This window comes from Pedobacter ginsengisoli, from assembly GCF_030244015.1.
GTDB lineage: Bacteria > Bacteroidota > Bacteroidia > Sphingobacteriales > Sphingobacteriaceae > Pedobacter > Pedobacter ginsengisoli.
Genome location: NZ_JASSYX010000003.1, coordinates 747779 through 765060, shown reverse-complemented (window position 1 = coordinate 765060; position 17282 = coordinate 747779). Strand labels below are relative to the sequence as shown.

Below are 17282 nucleotides of genomic sequence, written 5' to 3'. Positions count from 1 at the left end.
TTTACGCAGGTTAATTACTTAGGTCATAGCGGCTTTCAAGCCAGGCAAAACGGGCAAGGATTTCCAGCATTCCTCCATGTTCTACTAAATTTTGAACTCCTTTTTTGGCATTAAACAGGCCCTGCTCATTCTTTTCATTCTTTAAAGCATAATCCAAAGCTTTTTTAAAGCCCATGATGTACCTGGTGTCCTTATTGTGCTTGAGCAAATGCTGATAACCTCTGAGCAATACCGCGTTGAACCAATACCCATCCCTGAATTTACCCTCCCCATAAAAGTAGGACAGCGAACGCTCAGCCATCACATTGGCTGCGTCCAGGTATTTTTTATCACCGGTGATCTCATACAAATAAACATTTGATTCCAGCATGGTTCCTGTATTGTAAGAAAACGTAGCCTTGCCCAAACTTCCGTCTTTTGTTCTGATGTTGTCATAAAATAATCCTGTTGGGGTCTGCAGTTTGGCATTTGTCCAGTTGAAGATCTTCAATGCAGTATCCAGGTACATCCTGTTTTTAGTGGCCTGATACATTTGCAGTGCCACCAATACTCCTGGCCCGTTAGAACATGTATTTTTGGAACTGTTGTTGCCTTCTACCCAGTATATACCGCCACCCAGGACCTGATCATATCCAGACATCATAAAGTCGTACATTTCCTTGCCTTTAGCGAGGTCAGATTTCTGTTTGGTCCTGGCGTAGGCATCTAATGCCGTAATGCCGATCCACTGGTTATCGTCATAATACCGCTGCCCCGGTTTCAGTTTCATAATATAGTCGGTATAACCTCCTCTCGGCAGTGCGGGGTCATAATAATCGGCCATATTTTTAATGAGCGGTTCCATAAGTTTAGCTTTTGGATCGAGTTTTTCGATCTCATTTGCCGCCTGATATAGCGCGCACAACGACCACAGATAAGTGTAGGCACGCAGGTAACCATTTTTGGTTTCCCTTTGCGCTGAGTCTACAACAACGAAATAATAACCTGACGATTTATCATAGAAATTCTTCTGAATAACAGCCTGCAGTGATTGCAACTCATTTTTGTAAAAGCCATTCCCTGGTTTGTTTTTCTTTTGCGCAGAAAGAAAAGTAGAATAAGCCGTAAAAAACAGAACAAAAAGCAAAGCTTTCTTATTGGTGGTCATAATTTAAAAATTTAGGTACTTGCTAATCCGATGCTAACTTATAAACTTTCGGCAGCAGATCAGCACATCGTTTAAGAATTTTGTGTAAGAAGGTCTTTACAGTGTGGCACTTGAACCGGCTTCAGGAATAAATAAACAGAAAACAATATTTGATTAATCTTTTTGGCGTTTCAGTTGTCATAGACATATAAAACATTGAAATGCCATGAAGACCTCACTAAAAGTTATATGTTCGTTCGTGTTCCTGTTTATTGCAGCAATCCTGTTTTCATCTTTTCGAAATAAACGTTCAGCTAAGTTTGATTTTCCTTATAAACAGGCAGGCCTTAGTGAACGTCAGGCAGCTGCCCACTTATTAAGCAGGTTTACTTATGGAGCAAAAAACGGCGATGTCGATGAAGTTGTTAAAATGGGTTTAGGGAAATGGTTTGAACAGCAACTCAATGGCAGTATAAAGGACGAACAGCTAAACGAATTGCTCAGCAAATTTGAAGACATCAACCTGAGCAATGTTGAAGTTGAAGACAAATATCCGAGATCCGCAAAAGTTCTTAGAATGGCGATCAGAGATGGCTCAATCCATAAAGATTCAGTAAATAAAGGTGACAGGAAAGAGTACCGGAAGCAACTTCAGAATTACATGCAGACCAAGGGATTAAAACCGCAGCAAGAACTTTATCGCCAGTTCATCAGCCAGAAAATACTCAGGGCCGCTTATAGTAACAATCAACTGCATGAACTGCTGACTGATTTTTGGTTTAATCATTTTAATGTTTCCCTGACTAAGAATCAATGTGCATCATTCGTCCCGGCCTTCGAGCGTGATGTGATCAGGCCGAATGTGACCGGAAAGTTTAGCAACTTGTTACTGTCTACAGCCAAATCGCCAGCGATGTTGGTTTACCTGGATAATTTTAGCAGTTCAGGAACATCAGCAAGTATGGGCATGAAAGCTGAGGAAATGGGCATGCAGACAATGCAGGAGAAGTCATTTCAAAGAAGACTAAAAAATAGAAAGCTGCGTCAGCTGGATTCTGGTATGCTCAACAAGGTCAAAAAATTACAGGCAAATAAGAAGAAGATCGGTCTCAATGAGAATTACGCCCGTGAAGTAATGGAGCTGCATACATTAGGTGTTGAGGGTGGCTATACTCAAAATGATGTGACCCAGGCTGCAAGGGTGCTTACCGGATGGACCCTTGCTCCAATGGGAGACGACGGGGGGTACGGCGCAGGCATGAAAAAAATTGTAGAAAAAATAGGTGCAGATAATCTGCAGAAACGTGGTTTTGTAAGAGAAGGAGATTTCCTGTTTGTGCCCACACGTCACGATAACGGAGAGAAAACCGTGCTGGGCAAAAAATTTCCTGCCGGTGGCGGGTATCAGGAAGGTGTGGAGCTTTTGACCATGCTTGCGCACCATCCCTCAACGGCAAAGTTTATCTCAAGAAAACTGGCCACCAGGTTTGTAAATGACAATCCGTCTCCAAAACTTGTTGATGCGATGGCCAGAACATTCAGTAAAACAGAAGGGGATATCAGGCAGGTTATGATCACGATGGTCTCTTCTCCGGAATTCTGGAGCAAAGCTGCTTTAAGGGAGAAGACCAAATCCCCTTTTGAACTGGCTATTAGTGCAGTGCGCGGTTTGGATGCCGAGATCACACAACCCTACCAGCTATTTACCTGGATCAACAAGATGGGACAGAAAATGTATTATTATCAGGCGCCTACCGGATTCCCGGACCGCGGACAATACTGGATCAATACTGGGTCATTATTAAACCGGATGAATTTCGGACTTGCGCTGGCGTCACAGCGTATACCTGGGGTAAAGATCAATTTAAAAGCCTTAAATGCCAGCCATGAACCAGAAAGTGCTGAAGCAGCATTGCTGACCTACAGCAAAATGATCATGCCGGAACGTAATCTGGAAGAAACCGTCAAACGTTTGAAGCCCATGCTCAATGACCCTGAACTGGGCAGTAAAGTAGAAAAGGCGGCAGAAAAAGCACCTGTTCAGCAACCTGTAGCCACAATGATGAATGAGGATACAGAATTGATGACAGATGTAAAAAAGAAAGATGCGGTCAAAAAGAACAGCGATAAGGATATGCTGGCCCAGGTGGTGGGTGTAATCATAGGCTCACCGGAATTTCAGCGTAAATAAATTTAAAGCAGACCATCATGACTTCAAGAAGAGGATTTATAAAATCAGGAGGCCTGGCCTTATTTGGAATCGGGCTGGGTGGAGTGCCCGGATTTTTGATCGACGCAGTGGCGGGAACGAAACCGCCGGGCTTGTTTAAAAGAAAAAAAATCATGGTCTGTATCTTCCAGCGCGGAGCTATGGACGGATTGATGGCCGTAACGCCCTTCACCGACCCGTATCTGAAAGCAGCAAGACCAACCTTATTTATGTCTGCCGCCAGTAGCGGTAAAAATAAGCCCCTCATTGATCTGGACGGGCGCTTTGGTCTGCACCCAGCTATGGCCACATTTGAACAAGTGTTCAGAGATAAAAGAATGGCCATCGTTCACGGTATTGGATCGCCCAATAATACCCGTTCTCATTTCGATGCCCAGGACTTTATGGAATCAGGCACTCCATTTAAAAAAGGTACAGAAAGTGGCTGGCTAAACCGGGCGGTTGGATTGCTGGGGCATGATGGTGCGACGCCTTTTCAGGGAGTCAGCCTGACTTCTTCCCTGCCGAGATCTTTTTATGGTGATAATCCGGCTGTGGCGATCAGCAACCTGCAGGATTTTAACATACAGATGAGAGGAAACCTGAAGGGAGCCAACATGGCCGCAAAAAGTTTTGAGGACCTGTATGACCAGACTTCCTCAGGATTTCTTAAAGAAACCGGTAAAGAGAGCTTTGAGGCGATCAAGATGCTTCAAAAAACGGATGTCAGGAATTATAAGCCCGCAAACAATGCAGTATATCCTAACACTTCATTGGGCAATTCTTTAAAACAGATTGCCCAGCTGATTAAAATGGATGTAGGTATGGAAGTTGCTTTTGCAGAGTCCGGCGGATGGGATACGCATTTTAACCAGGGTACTGAAACTGGAATTTTCGCACGCAATGTGAATGACCTTAGCGAAAGCATTATGGCTTTCTGGGCAGACATGGGCACACTGCAGGACGACGTTACTGTGATGACCATGACAGAGTTCGGACGTACGGTAAAACAGAATGGTACAGGCGGAACCGATCATGGCCGCGGCTCCTGCAATTTTATATTGGGGAACGGGGTTAGCGGAGGAAAGGTACACGGTCTTGTAAACCCGCTTTCCATAGAGAACCTGGAGGACGGCAGGGACCTTGCTGTTACAACCGATTTCAGGAGTGTCTTTAGCGAGGTTGCAGACAAGCACCTTGGCATTCACAATGACAAGGTGCTGTTTCCTGACTGGAATGGTAAAACAATCGGTGTTATGGCAGTTTAGCGAAATCTATTTCAGGATGCTGTCCGGACGATTGTCTTTGTAAGGGTGTTTTAATGGGTGTGAAATTGTTGAAAAAGCCACAGTTCTTTAGAAAAAAAGAATCTTTGGCCGTCCCGCCGGCATAATCCTTCCTGTAATTTTTCCGGGCGGTATTGTCGGCTGAAAAAGCAGCAACGGTTATTTCATGCCAGTTACCATCAGCATTGGCCACCCATTGGTTTTTATAATTTGCCATACGCGGCTGGTCACCGGTGCCGGGATCGAAATTTTCCAGGAAAGAATGCAGCCCCTTTAGGTAGATCGCCGACTGCGGCCGTTCAAAACTGGCCACCAGTTGCCAGATTCCTTTTTCAACATCTTTAAAATACGAGGTGTACGTCGTAGTTTTCTTCGCATCGTTTGGTTGTGCCCGGGTTAAAAAAGCATAAGTCTTGCCTGTTTTCCAGGGATAAACTATATAGCTTTGTCCGCCTGAGCCTTCATTTCCAAATTCACCGGTTTTTGTAGTTTTTCCCTTTTTCAACAGAACGATCTTCATGCTGTCGGGAATGGATTTTGGATCATCTGTATTAAAAGGGCTCCAAATGGAAAACAATATTCTTCGTTCAGCCGCAGAATTTACCTGCATCCCAAAATAGCCGCTGCTAAAGCCGTTGGCCATGTAATAGGTACCGGTCTTGTCTTCCCCTTCGGGAACGATGATCTCGGTATAAAGCCATTCTATTTTCGGCCCGGCCGCATCTGGTACCTGGTAATTGAGGTGTACAGATGGTCCCCGGTGCCCCCAGTAGAAAAAATTTCCCTCATTGTTTTTGACATAAGCGGCATTGGCAACTGCATCCCCTTTCACAATCAGGTCAGAAACTTCAGCAAATACATCCCCCGTCCTGGAGATGCCTTTGAGTTCTACCTTCACATAACCGGGTTGTTTGATGCTGACGTTTCCAATGGCGACTATAGCCGCACCCAGGTTACTTACTTCTTTGGTCAAAGAAGTTCCTTCAGCGTTCAGGCTGATCCTGCTTTTTCCTTCCGGCACACTGATCCTTAGCGCCACTTCAATTTCTCCGGCAGTTTCCGCACGGAAATAAATAGAAATGATGTCGGTCTGATCACGCCAGTTGACCAGTCCTTCGGGTCTGATCTGCGCTTTTGAATTTTTACTTAACCATCCGTTTCCCCCTATAGGAACAGTGATGGTTGTCGGCTCTATACGAGGGCTGTTCTTTGCATGGCAGATAATTCCGTGCATGAACAAAAGCCCAAGCAGAAGCGAGGTTGTCTTTGTCGTATTCATTTGTGTGTTTGACGTTTGGTCAAATGAATATAGGAAAAATGTAATTAACTCATAAAATTTACCTTGTAACTTTTGCCGTACGCATGTATTTTGAGAACCACAGCGGAAAGAACCGTTTAAGCCAAACGCCTTTCACTTCTTTACCTCCAAAATAGACCTCTTCCCTTTTTTGTTTGATGGCGTCGACGATGTGCCTGGCGCATTCACCGGCTGGCATACCGTTGTCCTGGGCGCTGTCCATTGTACCCTGCGGACTGCCGTCTCCGGTCAGCGCATTTATAGAAACATTGGTTTTAATGAAGCCCGGGCAGATCAGGGTGATGTTGATGTTCTTGTCGTAAACTTCGGAACGCAAAGAGTCAAAATAGCCATGCAAAGCATGTTTTGAAGCCGAGTAAGCTGATCTTAAACGGGTGCCAAACTTGCCCGCCAGACTGCTGATGCAGACGACATGCCCTCCGCCAGTTTTGATCATCTTAGCGATCACCGCCTTACTCAGCACTACCGTTCCCCAAAAATTGATGTTCATCAGCTTCTGTTCCGTTTCCAGTCCGGTTTCCATAGCCAGGCTGCGCTGGCTCATTCCGCCGCTGTTGATCAGCATGTCAATGTGCCCAAATATGCGGATCGCTTCTTCAGCCTTATCCGGCAGCGCTGCGGTATTTTCAAGGTCGAGGAGGAGCACGTGTATGCCCACAGGATTCTTGCATGCTCCTTTTACCCTGTAGAGCTCATCCCGGTTGCGGGAGGAGATGATCAGTTTAGCCCCGGTCTTGTTATAGGCATAGACCAGTGCCTCCCCAATGCCCGACGATGCTCCTGTAATCCAGATTACCTTATTGTTCATAATGTATACGTTTTATTGATGATCGGCTTCAGTTAGAAATAACTCAGACGCAATATAGTCAGCAAATAACTTGCCGTCCAGAGTTAAGGTCAGCCGGTTAGCTTCATTGATCAGCCAGTTCCTTTCTATAAAGATCTTTATGTTTTTAAGCGTGTCCGCAAGGAACGGTATGCCAAAATCAGCTTCGATCTTATCCAGGCTGCAGCCCCACATAGTCCGCAATGAAGTCATGATATATTCGTTAAACCTGTCGTAGATACTCAGTTCTTCGATGGTCTCTGCCAGTGATCCCTGCTGAAGCTTACTAAGGTACTCCGCATTATTGGCGATATTGAGATATCGGGTCTGTCCGTCAAAGCCATGGGCAGAAGGACCTATACCCAGGTAAGGAACACCACGCCAGTAATTGGTATTATGAACCGCATATTTGCCGGGCTTGCTGAAGTTAGAAATTTCGTAATGCTCGAAACCGCCTTCTTTTAATTTCTCTGTCAACGTGATAAATTGGGCCGCACTTTGTTCCTCGTTCAAGGGGATTTGCTTTCCCTTTTTTATCGAACTGGCCAAAGCCGTTCTGGGTTCAACCGTAAGAGAATACGCAGAGATGTGCGGGGTTTCAAATGCTATTGCCTTGTTGATATTGCTGAGCCATTTGCCGTCAGTCAGCAGCGGATAGCCGTAGATCAGGTCAATGCTCAGGTTTTCAAAGCCTGCATCCTGACTGCGCTTGATGCAGGATTCAGCTTCTGCAGCACTGTGTGCCCGGTTCATCCAGCGCAGGTCTTCTTCGAAAAAGGACTGGATCCCAATGCTGAACCTGTTTACAGGCAGGTGCCTCAGTTCGCTGATCTTTTTTGCATCCAGGTCATCCGGGTTGGCTTCGATGGTAATCTCGGCATCTGAAGCCACTGAGAAATTCCGGGTGATGGTGTCAAAGATCTTTTCAAAGCTCTTAAAAGGCAATACCGAGGGCGTGCCACCGCCAAAATAAATAGTCCCTACCTGGTCAGTTATCCTGTTCTTTTTATGAACGATCTCTGTGCAGATCGCATCAACCATATCATCAGCGTACTTTAAAGAAGTACTGAAATGGAAATCACAGTAAGTGCAGGCTTTTTTGCAAAACGGTATGTGTATATAAATCCCTGACATGCTGCAAAGGTAATGAAGTTAACTCTGGTATCAAGGTCGACAGTTTATTGGCCGGGTCTGGATATTGCCACCAAAATTTGTAAACATTTTAATTGTGGAAAAAATTCAATATTTTGATATACAGTATATTACAAATTTTTCTTGTAAACTTTATTCAATTATGACTGTTTAAAGTTTGCTGTTTGTTAGATTTGGATTATTAGTTAATTCATTTTTTATAAACATGGAAATTGCAAACCAATCTAAAAAACAAGTGACTTACACTGCTGATGAGGCATTTAAGGAGTCACTGATTTATTTTAAAGGGGATGACCTGGCGGCAAGGGTTTGGGTCAATAAATATGCACTCAAGGATTCCTATGGGAGTATATTCGAAAAGGACCCCGATGACATGCACCGGAGGATAGCCGGAGAGATCGCCAGGATTGAGCAGAAATACCCTAATCCATTATCAGAAAATGAAATTTTCGAACTGATCAAAGATTTTAAATATATCATTCCACAAGGAAGTCCGATGACAGGCATCGGTAATCCCTATCAGATTGCTTCGCTTTCCAATTGCTTTGTTATTGGAAACGAAGGCGATTCTGATTCATATGGCGGGATCATGAAAATAGATCAGGAACAGGTGCAGCTGATGAAAAGGCGTGGTGGAGTAGGCCACGACCTGTCCCACATCCGTCCTAAGGGTTCCCCTGTTAAAAACTCAGCGCTCACTTCTACAGGGATCGTACCCTTTATGGAAAGGTTTTCCAATTCGACACGGGAAGTAGCGCAAGACGGAAGGAGGGGGGCACTGATGCTTTCTGTCGCCATCAAACATCCCGATTCAGAGGATTTTATTGATGCGAAAATGGAGCAGGGTAAGGTAACCGGCGCCAATGTTTCTGTACGGATAGACGATGCATTTATGCAAGCCGTACAGTCCGGCAATACATACCAGCAGCAATACCCGGTAGACAGTGCAGATCCGCTTTATAAAAAGGAGATCGACCCTGCAGCGCTATGGCAAAAAATTGTACACAACGCCTGGCGGTCCGCTGAACCGGGAATTCTGTTTTGGGATACGATAATCCGCGAGTCAGTACCTGACTGCTACGCAGACCTGGGTTATAAGACGGTGTCTACAAACCCATGTGGCGAAATACCGCTTTGTTCTTACGATTCATGCCGTCTGCTGGCAATTAATCTTTTCTCTTATGTGGATCTGCCTTTTACTGCAAAGGCGTCTTTCAACTGGGACCTCTTTAAAACGCACATCCATGCCGCACAGCGGATTATGGATGATATCATCGATCTGGAGCTGGAGAAGATCGATGCCATCCTGCAAAAAATAGCCGATGACCCGGAAGATGAAGAATTGAAACGTACAGAAAAAAACCTCTGGCTAAACATCCAGACCAAGGCAAACGAAGGAAGAAGAACGGGGATCGGCATCACTGCTGAAGGTGATATGCTGGCCGCCATGGGCCTGCGCTACGGTAGTGACGAAGGCTCGGAATTTGCCATAAAAATCCATAAGACCATTGCTATTGAAGCTTACAGGGCTTCTGTCAACACAGCAAAAGAAAGAGGTGCATTTGGTATTTTTGATGCCGAACGCGAAAAGAACAACCCTTTCATCCTGCGCTTAAAAGAAGCGGATGCAAAGCTATATTATGAAATGCTGGAACATGGCAGACGGAACATAGCCTTGCTAACGATAGCTCCTACGGGAACAACCAGTTTAATGTCTCAGACAAGTTCTGGAATTGAACCGGTATTTATGCCTGTTTATAAGAGAAGAAGGAAGGTCAATCCGAATGATAAAGATGTACGCGTGGACTTCGTAGACGAGGTTGGTGATTCCTGGGAAGAATATGTGGTCTTTCATCACCGCTTCAGGCAGTGGATGGAAGTGAACGGAAAGGACTTAACGAAAAATTATACACAAAAAGAACTGGACGAACTCGTAGCCCTGTCGCCTTACTATAAAGCTACTTCTAATGATGTTGATTATCTCAAAAAAGTAAAAATGCAGGGGGATATCCAGAAGTGGATAGACCATTCCATTAGCGTAACGATCAATATGCCTGCTGATGTGACTGAGGAAGTGGTAGGTCAGCTTTATATGGAAGCCTGGAAATCGGGGTGTAAAGGGGTGACCGTTTACAGGGACGGTTCGAGATCTGGTGTGCTCATTGCAAACAAAGAAGAAGAACCAGAGGCCGGGGAAGAATCAGCCGGGCTCATTTTCCCGACTACAAGGCCGGCAGTACTCGAGGCTGACGTAGTTCGTTTCCAAAACAGCAAGGATAAATGGATTGCATTTATCGGATTAATAGACGGCAAGCCTTATGAGATCTTCACCGGACTTGCGGATGACGAAGATGGCATCCTGATTCCAAGATGGGTAAATGAGGGGTTGATCATTAAAAACAGAGATGCCGACGGCGGTTCGCGGTATGACTTCCAATATAAAAATAAGCGTGGTCATAAAACCACAATCGAGGGACTGTCCTATAAATTTAACCCCGAGTACTGGAATTATGCCAAACTGATATCCAGTACCTTAAGACATGGCATGCCGATAGAAAAAGTTGTCGACCTGATCAACAGTCTGCAACTGGACGAAGCGATCAATACCTGGAAAAATGGTGTTGCGCGTGCCCTGAAAAGATATGTGCCAGATGGTACAGAGGCAAAAAAGCAGCAATGCCAAAATTGCAACTCTACAAACTTACATTATCAGGAGGGCTGTCTGACCTGTAAGGACTGCGGTTCTTCCAAGTGCGGATAGAAGTAAAATTAAAAAGGAGATACGTTAAATCGTATCTCCTTTTTAATATCGGGTGATCATGAAATCTCTCTGAGTTATTTCCAGATAGATTTTGCCGTAAATACCTCCAGATTTTTAACTTCGATGTTGTTGCCCCAGAAGTGAAAACCTTCTTTATTATTGAGGTCAGGTTTCCGTTCCATAGAATAGGAATAGGCCCCGCCGTCTATAAATACTTCAACAGAGGTTCTGTCTACATAGATATCGGCAGTCAGTTCCATGCTGGTCGGGTCCTGAGGGGAATAAAACATTCCATTCAGCATATTAAAATTCAGGTCATAACCGACCAGACGCTGACCAAACAGGTTGAAGCCGGCCTCAGTGGCATGTGACAGCTTAATGGTTGTTTTAATGCGTAAACGGTCGGCATTGTAAAATTCTTTCAGCTTTTCATTGGCATCATCCGATTTAAGATCGGTCCATTTTTGCGCGGGTGTAAACAATTGAGAGACCTCTTTTACCGGCAGACTGTATAACCTGATGCCATCTTTTGTCTTCTTCAGCGTCAGTTCTGTAGGCAATAGCATCATGTTGTTGAAAGCCATTCCCTGCTGCGGTACCCGCCCCCAGCCGATCTGTATCCTGCGCCCGTCTGATTCCGGAATATTGTTGTAGGTCTGTGCGGCATAGATAGACCCGGACGAAAAGTAATGCTTCCCGCTTTCCGGTTTAAAAGTTTTGCCATCAAAAGAGCCGATCATATACGTATTCGAAGCACCGTACATCACCCATTTTTTGTTGTTCTGGTCTCCGTCTACGGCCAATTCAAACAGGTCAGGGCATTCCCAGAATCCGCTGGTATGGCTTTCGTACTTCCATTCTTTTAAGTTTGCGGAGGTATAGATAGAATGGCCGTCGCGTTCATTCAGCGCCATTACCCAGTGCTTACCGGGCTTGTACCAGAATACCCTCGGATCCCTGGTGTCCCTGCTGTTCCATTTTTCTTTGGAGTCAATCACCGGCTTGCCATCATTGTACTTGGTGAAGGTACGTCCTTTGTCCAGGCTATAAGCCACGCACTGGACCTCCCTGTCCGGATTGTCTGCCGTATACAGCGCCACCATAGCAGGCTTTCCGGGTTTTCCGAAGCCTGAAGTATTGTCGTAATCGATCACGGCCGAACCGGAAAACATGGTGCCGACTTTATCCGGGTGCAGAGCTACAGGAAGTTCCTCCCAATGCACCAGGTCTTTGCTTACCGCATGTCCCCAGGACATGTTTTCCCATTCCCTTTCATATGGATTGTGCTGGTAGAAAAGGTGGTATTCGCCTTCATAAAATACCAGACCGTTGGGGTCATTTATCCAGCCCCTTTTTGTTGTAAAATGGAACTGAGGGCGATTTTTTTCCTGGTACAAAGAATCCTGTCCCGCTATTTTATCATCCTGGTAGATTTTGCTCAGTCCTGCGGCATCACCATCATAGCTGATTTTTATGGTCTTGCCCCTGTAGGCTGTCATGTCCGAGAATACCCAGTATTCAGGTTCCCCTGAAGCAAGCCTGATTTTGAACTCGCGCACTTCCTTGCCGCCCATTTCAAATTTCATGATCTTGCGGTCTGTCTTTTGTGATATCGGGAAGTTGAGGTACTGCTTTGTGATCTTAATGGTAATGTCGGCTGCAAATGAGGATATGCTGCAACATAAGATCATGGCAGAAGTAAGTGTCACTTTTAAGATTGATTTCATCATTTATATTTTAGGTTGTGTGTATGTCCTGTTTCCTATCATCAATTACCAGCCCTTGTTCTGCTGGTATAAACCTTTGCTAAAGTTAACCTGATTCAGTGGAATCGGAAAATATTCATCTCTTGCGGATGTGAATTTAGCTGTTGACAAATGTGTCGCCCTGGTTTTTTCAGTATTAAAGTACGCATTCATAGTCTGTGCTGCAACACCCCACCTCACCAGATCAAAGAAATGATAACCTTCAGTCGCAAATTCTATCCTTCTTTCGTATCTCAAGGCCCTGCGTGCGTAATCCTGAGTCCAGTTGCAATTTACACCTGGCTGGTATTGCTGCACGTTATAATTGGAGGTCGGAGTACCGTTTGCCATAACGAGCAGTGCTTTGCTTTTAGATGAGCGGTCTCTTACTTCGTTAATCAGGGGATACGCTTCCAGATGTCTGCCCAGTTCTATCAGCGCCTCAGCCTTCCAGAGCAAGACGTCCGCATAACGGATGATCTGCCAGTTTTTTGAACTTGACATAAATGGCGGAATTTTTTTGAATGCAGCGTCATTTGGTGTAACTACCTCCTTAAGGCTTGCAAATGCACCATACACAGCAGGCGCACGCGCCCAAAAGCGCTCAAATATAAAATCCGTTTTGTACTTAAAAGGCGCACCCGGCTTTGCCACAGTGTGGTCAAGCCTCGGGTCAAAAGTGCCCGTTTTGAAGTCAAGAGAAGCGGCCACATCTACATTGTTGTAAGTGTCAAACATTGGTAGTCCGCTGGCATCGGTTTTAAATGAGTTGATCAGGTCATGGCTGGGTACATTAAATCCGCAGCAGCCGTAGTCCTGGTTCATTGGGTAATTTAGCGCATGACCAAAGTCCAGCCTGCCCATCGGCGTACCGTCATCCTTTGAATATTGTATCGCAAAAACAGACTCCGGACCATTCTCTGCAGCTGATAAAAAGTTGTCCGCAAAATCATCGCTCAGGCCATATTTGCCTGAGGTGATCACCTCGTCACATAGTTTAACCACGTCGTTCAGCATTGGGGCGTCGATCGATGTTACGGCATTGTTTTCGTCCTGTACATAAGCCTGGTAGAGCAATGCTTTGGCAAGATAAGCCTTGGCGACGTATTTGTTTGGTCTCCCGGCATCCGTCTGGGTGGGAGGAAGTGCATCTGCCGCAGCCTTAAAGTCTGAAGTGATCCTGTTCCACAGCTCTTCATTGGTCAATGCCCGGTTAGAGACCGTCGGGTATTCCTCTTTTGGCAGGTTCTCATCCAGGTAAGGCACGTATTTAAAGAGGATCTTGAGCAGGAAATAAAAATGTCCCCTCAGGAATTTGAGCTCAGCTTGTCTTTCGGCTTTTTTAGGATAATCTGCCCCGGCTATTGTATTGATTCTTCTCAGGGCCTCGTTGGCACGGCCGACGCCGACATACAGCCTGAACCACAACTGATCGATCAGGCCATTGTCCACCCGGTTTCCGGTAAAGGTCTCAAACAAATGAAATTCGGACAGGTCACCTGGCCCGTCACCACCTTTATACGTGTCGCCTCCACGTACACTTCCGTATGGCCACATACTGGAGTAGGGTGAGGTATAATGGTCATTACCCAGCGACGAATACGCAGCGATGACCAGTTTGTCCAGATTCTCAGGCGTGTTCAGGTCATCCCCTGAAATTATGCCCTGCGCAGGCTCGTCCAATGCCTTTTTGCAGCTGCCAAAGCCCACAAGGACTATTGCCAGTATATATAATAATCGTTTCATATCTTTTTATTTTATTTGGTTCTATAAGGTGAGGTTTAGGCCAATTGTGCCAATTACAGGAACCGGAAATCCGTAATTTGGAATCTCAGGATCCGGACCTGTGAACGATTTGCTCTTGATGGTCAGTAAATTGCTGCCCTGTACAAAAATGCGGGCATTCTGGACCTTAGATTTAAAAAGGTTCTTCAAATTGTAGCCAATCTGCAGGTTTCTAAGTTTCACATACGATCCGTTTTCGATAAAGTAGGTCGAGAAGCGGCCTTCATTGTTGTTGTCCACAAGGGTCAGCGCAGGAATAGTGGAAGAAGCATTAGAAGGAGTCCATGCATCCAGTGTCCTGCTGCCCCAGTTTGTACCTGTCCACAAAGAAGAGAAGTCGGTATAAGTTTTAAAGTCATTGACCACTTTTACCTGAATTGCCTGAATGAAGAAGCTCAGGTCAAAGTTCCTGTAGGTAAAGGAAGCATTTAATCCGGCGGTAAACTTAGGACCACCGTCACCGATATAATCCCTGTCACGATCGTTGATCACTCCGTTGGCATCCAGATCCTTATACCTGATGCGCCCAATGCCTTTGCCCGGTTGTGCAGCATGGGCATCCACCTCCTGCTGGCTTTGGAACAGCCCGTCAGTCACAAAGCCGAAAAAAGAATTTACGGGCCTGCCCAGGATGTTCTTGTCTGTTCCGTTTCCGGGATAGGAGGTCAGCACCTCTTCCGGAAGGTCGACGACCTTATTGCGGTACATGGAGAAGTTTCCTGTCAGGTTCATGGAAAAGTCAGCCGACAATTTGGTGTCATAAGAGAGCAGGGCATCGAAACCCTTATTTTTCAAAGTTGCCCCATTCATCCAGAAACTCCCGCCTTCGCCCAATACCGCCAGGTAAGCCGGATTGATCAGAATGTCTGAGGTTTCCTTGATGAAATAGTCAAATGAACCGGTCAGCTTATTGTCGAGCAGGCCGAAGTCCAGACCAATGTTATGTTCTTCAAGCGATTCCCATTTCAAATTATCATTACCCCTTTGCAGCAATGTAAAGCCTGATGGCAGCTGCCCGGAACCCGTACCACCAATTTCATACGCACTTCCGGAATCAAATTCCCAGGTCGGATCTATCCCATAGATTGCCCTGTACAGAAATTTGTTGGCATTGTCCGGAATTTCCTGATTTCCCGATCTTCCCCAGCCGTAGCGGAGCTTCAGGTCAGAAATAAAAGGAATTTTTTTCATGAACTCTTCCTGGCTGATCCGCCATCCGGCTGAAAACGCCGGGAATGTTCCGTATTTATTGTTTTGTCCGAATCTTGAAGATCCGTCCCTGCGCAGTGTCAACGATGCGATGTACCGGTCGTTAAATACATAGTTTGCCTTGCCAAAAAACGAGAGCAATGAATTTCCCGTTCCGCTGCCCGAGTTTAAGGTGTTGGAACTGCCGGCATCCAGATAAGCATAGTCAATATTTTCCAGCGCAAGCCCCTGTCTGCTGGCGGAAAATCCCTGGATCACGTTCCTGATCTGCTCGTGACCAACCAATACCTCTACCTGGTGTTTCTTTTCGGTGAATTTATAGTTTAGTGTATTCTGCCATACAATGTTGCCGCTGTAGTTCTGAGTATTGCTCACCTGATTGGTCTTGTCTGACAAAAATCCGGAAGTATAAGACTTGCGCAATACCCGCTGATAAGTGCCGTTGTAATCCAGTCCCACGCTTGTTCGCAAATTCAGGCCCGGAATGATGTTGTACTCCGCAAATACATTTCCTAAAAGGCGATAGAAATTGCTGTAATTTTGCCGGTTGTCCTCAATCAGCCGCAGGGGGTTTTGCCTGTCGGTCATACCGGAAGCTGGTCCTCCCCAGCCGCCATCTACCGTATACACGGGAACTACTGGCTGCTGCACCAGTGAAGTAAACAGGATGTCACTAACAGGAGTCAATGCATTTTTAATGTAGCTGGCAGTCAGGTTTTCCCCGATTTTCAGTTTTGAATTTAACAGGTTGTAATCCGAATTCAATCTGGCGGTCAGCTTATCGTTTTTAGACGATTTGACGATTCCTTTGTTCTGATAATAACCCAGAGAGAAAAGGGAGCTTCCTTTATCGGTGCCATTGCTTACCGCTACGTCATACGACTGGATCAGCGAATTTTGCGAGATCAGGTCATACCAGTAGGTATTTGCAGGTCTCATGGTCTTTGCCGCATCAATGAACTCAGGATAAATGATGTTGCTCAGGGAAGGATTGTTGAAATCTTTATTCCAGTCAAACTGATAGATCTGGTGCAGGTTCGGGTCCTGCTTATCGTTTACAGCCGCCTGCCAGTAGGCCCTGCCTCTGCCATCTGCGTCCAGCGTATTTAGTTTGCTTGCATAATTTTGTATCGAAGCAGAGGCATTTACATCTACTTTCGCCAAGCCTGCTTTTCCCTTTTTGGTCGTCACAATAATTACCCCCGCTGCCGCCCGCGATCCGTAGATCGTTGCCGAAGAAGCATCTTTTAGTACCTGGATCGACTCTATGTCGTTGGGATTCAACTCCTGCAGCCCTCTTTTGGTAGGTACCCCGTCAATCACATAAAGCACGTCATTGTCCCCTAAAGTACCAATACCTCTGATCCTTACTGTTGCACCACCAGAAGGTGAGCCATCGGTTGTGATGAATACACCAGGAACACGTCCCTGTAGTGCTTTGAGGGGGTTTCCCACAGGAATGTCTTTGATGCTTTTGACATCAACCACGCTTACCGCTCCCGTAATGTCTTTTTTACGTTCCTTTTGATAACCCGTGACAACGACCTGGTTTAGGCTGGTCGTAGCCACATTGAGCTTGACGGCAATGTCCTGGGAATCTGAAGTAACGGTGTAGCTGTAAGGATCTGCCCCTATATAGCCGAATTTTAAGACCTGCCCGTTTTCTGCACTGATCTTAAAATTGCCGTTCTGATCGGTCAGTACAGACCGCTGTGTGCCCTGGACCACTACGGTCACGGCTTCCAGAGGCACAGATTCATTGTCTGTAACCTTGCCGCTGATGACCCTGGCCTGGCCAAAGCTCTCGCTTGCCGCCATCAGCAGCAAGCAAAATAACAAGAAAATTTTTCTCATGATAATTTACG

Annotated in this window: 10 protein-coding genes; 3 read left to right on the top strand and 7 right to left on the bottom strand. The window is 45.7% G+C overall.

Annotated features, from left to right (window positions below; translation table 11 throughout):
• Positions 1 to 10: 10 nt before the first annotated feature.
• Positions 11 to 1147 carry a glycoside hydrolase family 76 protein gene (locus tag QEP08_RS15540; protein ID WP_285059399.1) on the bottom strand — a complete coding sequence of 379 codons (1137 nt, stop codon included), beginning with the start codon at positions 1145 to 1147 and terminating at the stop codon, positions 11 to 13.
• A gap of 205 nt (positions 1148 to 1352) precedes the next feature.
• Between QEP08_RS15540 and QEP08_RS15535 the strand changes: the two genes are divergently transcribed.
• Both QEP08_RS15535 and QEP08_RS15530 read left to right on the top strand, forming a co-directional pair.
• On the top strand, positions 1353 to 3317 hold the full coding sequence (locus tag QEP08_RS15535; RefSeq protein ID WP_285059397.1) for a DUF1800 domain-containing protein: 1965 nt from the start codon (positions 1353 to 1355) through the stop codon (positions 3315 to 3317).
• A gap of 17 nt (positions 3318 to 3334) precedes the next feature.
• Entirely contained in the window at positions 3335 to 4603 is a 1269-nt protein-coding gene (locus QEP08_RS15530; protein ID WP_285059395.1) for a DUF1501 domain-containing protein, read from the top strand.
• Here QEP08_RS15530 and QEP08_RS15525 read toward each other — a convergent pair.
• From QEP08_RS15525 to hemW, 3 genes are read right to left on the bottom strand one after another with little or no spacing between them, the layout of a single operon-like run.
• Positions 4590 to 5900 carry a DUF3472 domain-containing protein gene (locus QEP08_RS15525; protein WP_285059394.1) on the bottom strand — a complete coding sequence of 437 codons (1311 nt, stop codon included), beginning with the start codon at positions 5898 to 5900 and terminating at the stop codon, positions 4590 to 4592. The two genes, QEP08_RS15530 and QEP08_RS15525, sit on opposite strands and share 14 nt — an antisense overlap.
• A 58-nt stretch (positions 5901 to 5958) precedes the next feature.
• Complete coding sequence (locus tag QEP08_RS15520; RefSeq protein WP_285059392.1) at positions 5959 to 6747, bottom strand: SDR family oxidoreductase; 789 nt, start codon at positions 6745 to 6747, stop codon at positions 5959 to 5961.
• A 12-nt stretch (positions 6748 to 6759) separates the two neighbouring features.
• Positions 6760 to 7899, bottom strand: a complete 1140-nt coding sequence (hemW, locus tag QEP08_RS15515; protein ID WP_285059390.1) for a radical SAM family heme chaperone HemW — start codon at positions 7897 to 7899, stop codon at positions 6760 to 6762.
• 223 nt (positions 7900 to 8122) lie between these two features.
• Here hemW and QEP08_RS15510 point away from each other — a divergent pair, with 223 nt between their 5' ends.
• Complete coding sequence (locus QEP08_RS15510; RefSeq protein WP_285059389.1) at positions 8123 to 10678, top strand: adenosylcobalamin-dependent ribonucleoside-diphosphate reductase; 2556 nt, start codon at positions 8123 to 8125, stop codon at positions 10676 to 10678.
• 74 nt (positions 10679 to 10752) lie between these two features.
• On the opposite strand, the gene QEP08_RS15505 is transcribed toward QEP08_RS15510, so the two are convergent.
• From QEP08_RS15505 to QEP08_RS15495, 3 genes are read right to left on the bottom strand one after another with little or no spacing between them, the layout of a single operon-like run.
• The gene (locus QEP08_RS15505) at positions 10753 to 12408 is read right to left on the bottom strand and encodes a glycoside hydrolase family 32 protein (protein ID WP_285059387.1); all 1656 of its coding nucleotides are present in this window, start codon (positions 12406 to 12408) and stop codon (positions 10753 to 10755) included.
• A 42-nt stretch (positions 12409 to 12450) separates the two neighbouring features.
• The gene (locus QEP08_RS15500) at positions 12451 to 14169 is read right to left on the bottom strand and encodes a RagB/SusD family nutrient uptake outer membrane protein (RefSeq protein ID WP_285059385.1); all 1719 of its coding nucleotides are present in this window, start codon (positions 14167 to 14169) and stop codon (positions 12451 to 12453) included.
• Between the two features lie 21 nt (positions 14170 to 14190).
• On the bottom strand, positions 14191 to 17271 hold the full coding sequence (locus QEP08_RS15495) for a SusC/RagA family TonB-linked outer membrane protein (protein ID WP_285059384.1): 3081 nt from the start codon (positions 17269 to 17271) through the stop codon (positions 14191 to 14193).
• Between the last annotated feature and the right edge of the window lie 11 nt (positions 17272 to 17282).

Excerpts from the sequence above, each read along its gene's own strand:
- QEP08_RS15540 (WP_285059399.1), bottom strand. The coding sequence starts at position 1,147 with ATGACCACCAATAAGAAAGCTTTGCTTTTTGTTCTGTTTTTTACGGCT.
- QEP08_RS15535 (WP_285059397.1), top strand. The coding sequence starts at position 1,353 with ATGAAGACCTCACTAAAAGTTATATGTTCGTTCGTGTTCCTGTTTATT.
- QEP08_RS15530 (WP_285059395.1), top strand. The coding sequence starts at position 3,335 with ATGACTTCAAGAAGAGGATTTATAAAATCAGGAGGCCTGGCCTTATTT.
- QEP08_RS15525 (WP_285059394.1), bottom strand. The coding sequence starts at position 5,900 with ATGAATACGACAAAGACAACCTCGCTTCTGCTTGGGCTTTTGTTCATG.
- QEP08_RS15520 (WP_285059392.1), bottom strand. The coding sequence starts at position 6,747 with ATGAACAATAAGGTAATCTGGATTACAGGAGCATCGTCGGGCATTGGG.
- hemW (WP_285059390.1), bottom strand. The coding sequence starts at position 7,899 with ATGTCAGGGATTTATATACACATACCGTTTTGCAAAAAAGCCTGCACT.
- QEP08_RS15510 (WP_285059389.1), top strand. The coding sequence starts at position 8,123 with ATGGAAATTGCAAACCAATCTAAAAAACAAGTGACTTACACTGCTGAT.
- QEP08_RS15505 (WP_285059387.1), bottom strand. The coding sequence starts at position 12,408 with ATGATGAAATCAATCTTAAAAGTGACACTTACTTCTGCCATGATCTTA.
- QEP08_RS15500 (WP_285059385.1), bottom strand. The coding sequence starts at position 14,169 with ATGAAACGATTATTATATATACTGGCAATAGTCCTTGTGGGCTTTGGC.
- QEP08_RS15495 (WP_285059384.1), bottom strand. The coding sequence starts at position 17,271 with ATGAGAAAAATTTTCTTGTTATTTTGCTTGCTGCTGATGGCGGCAAGC.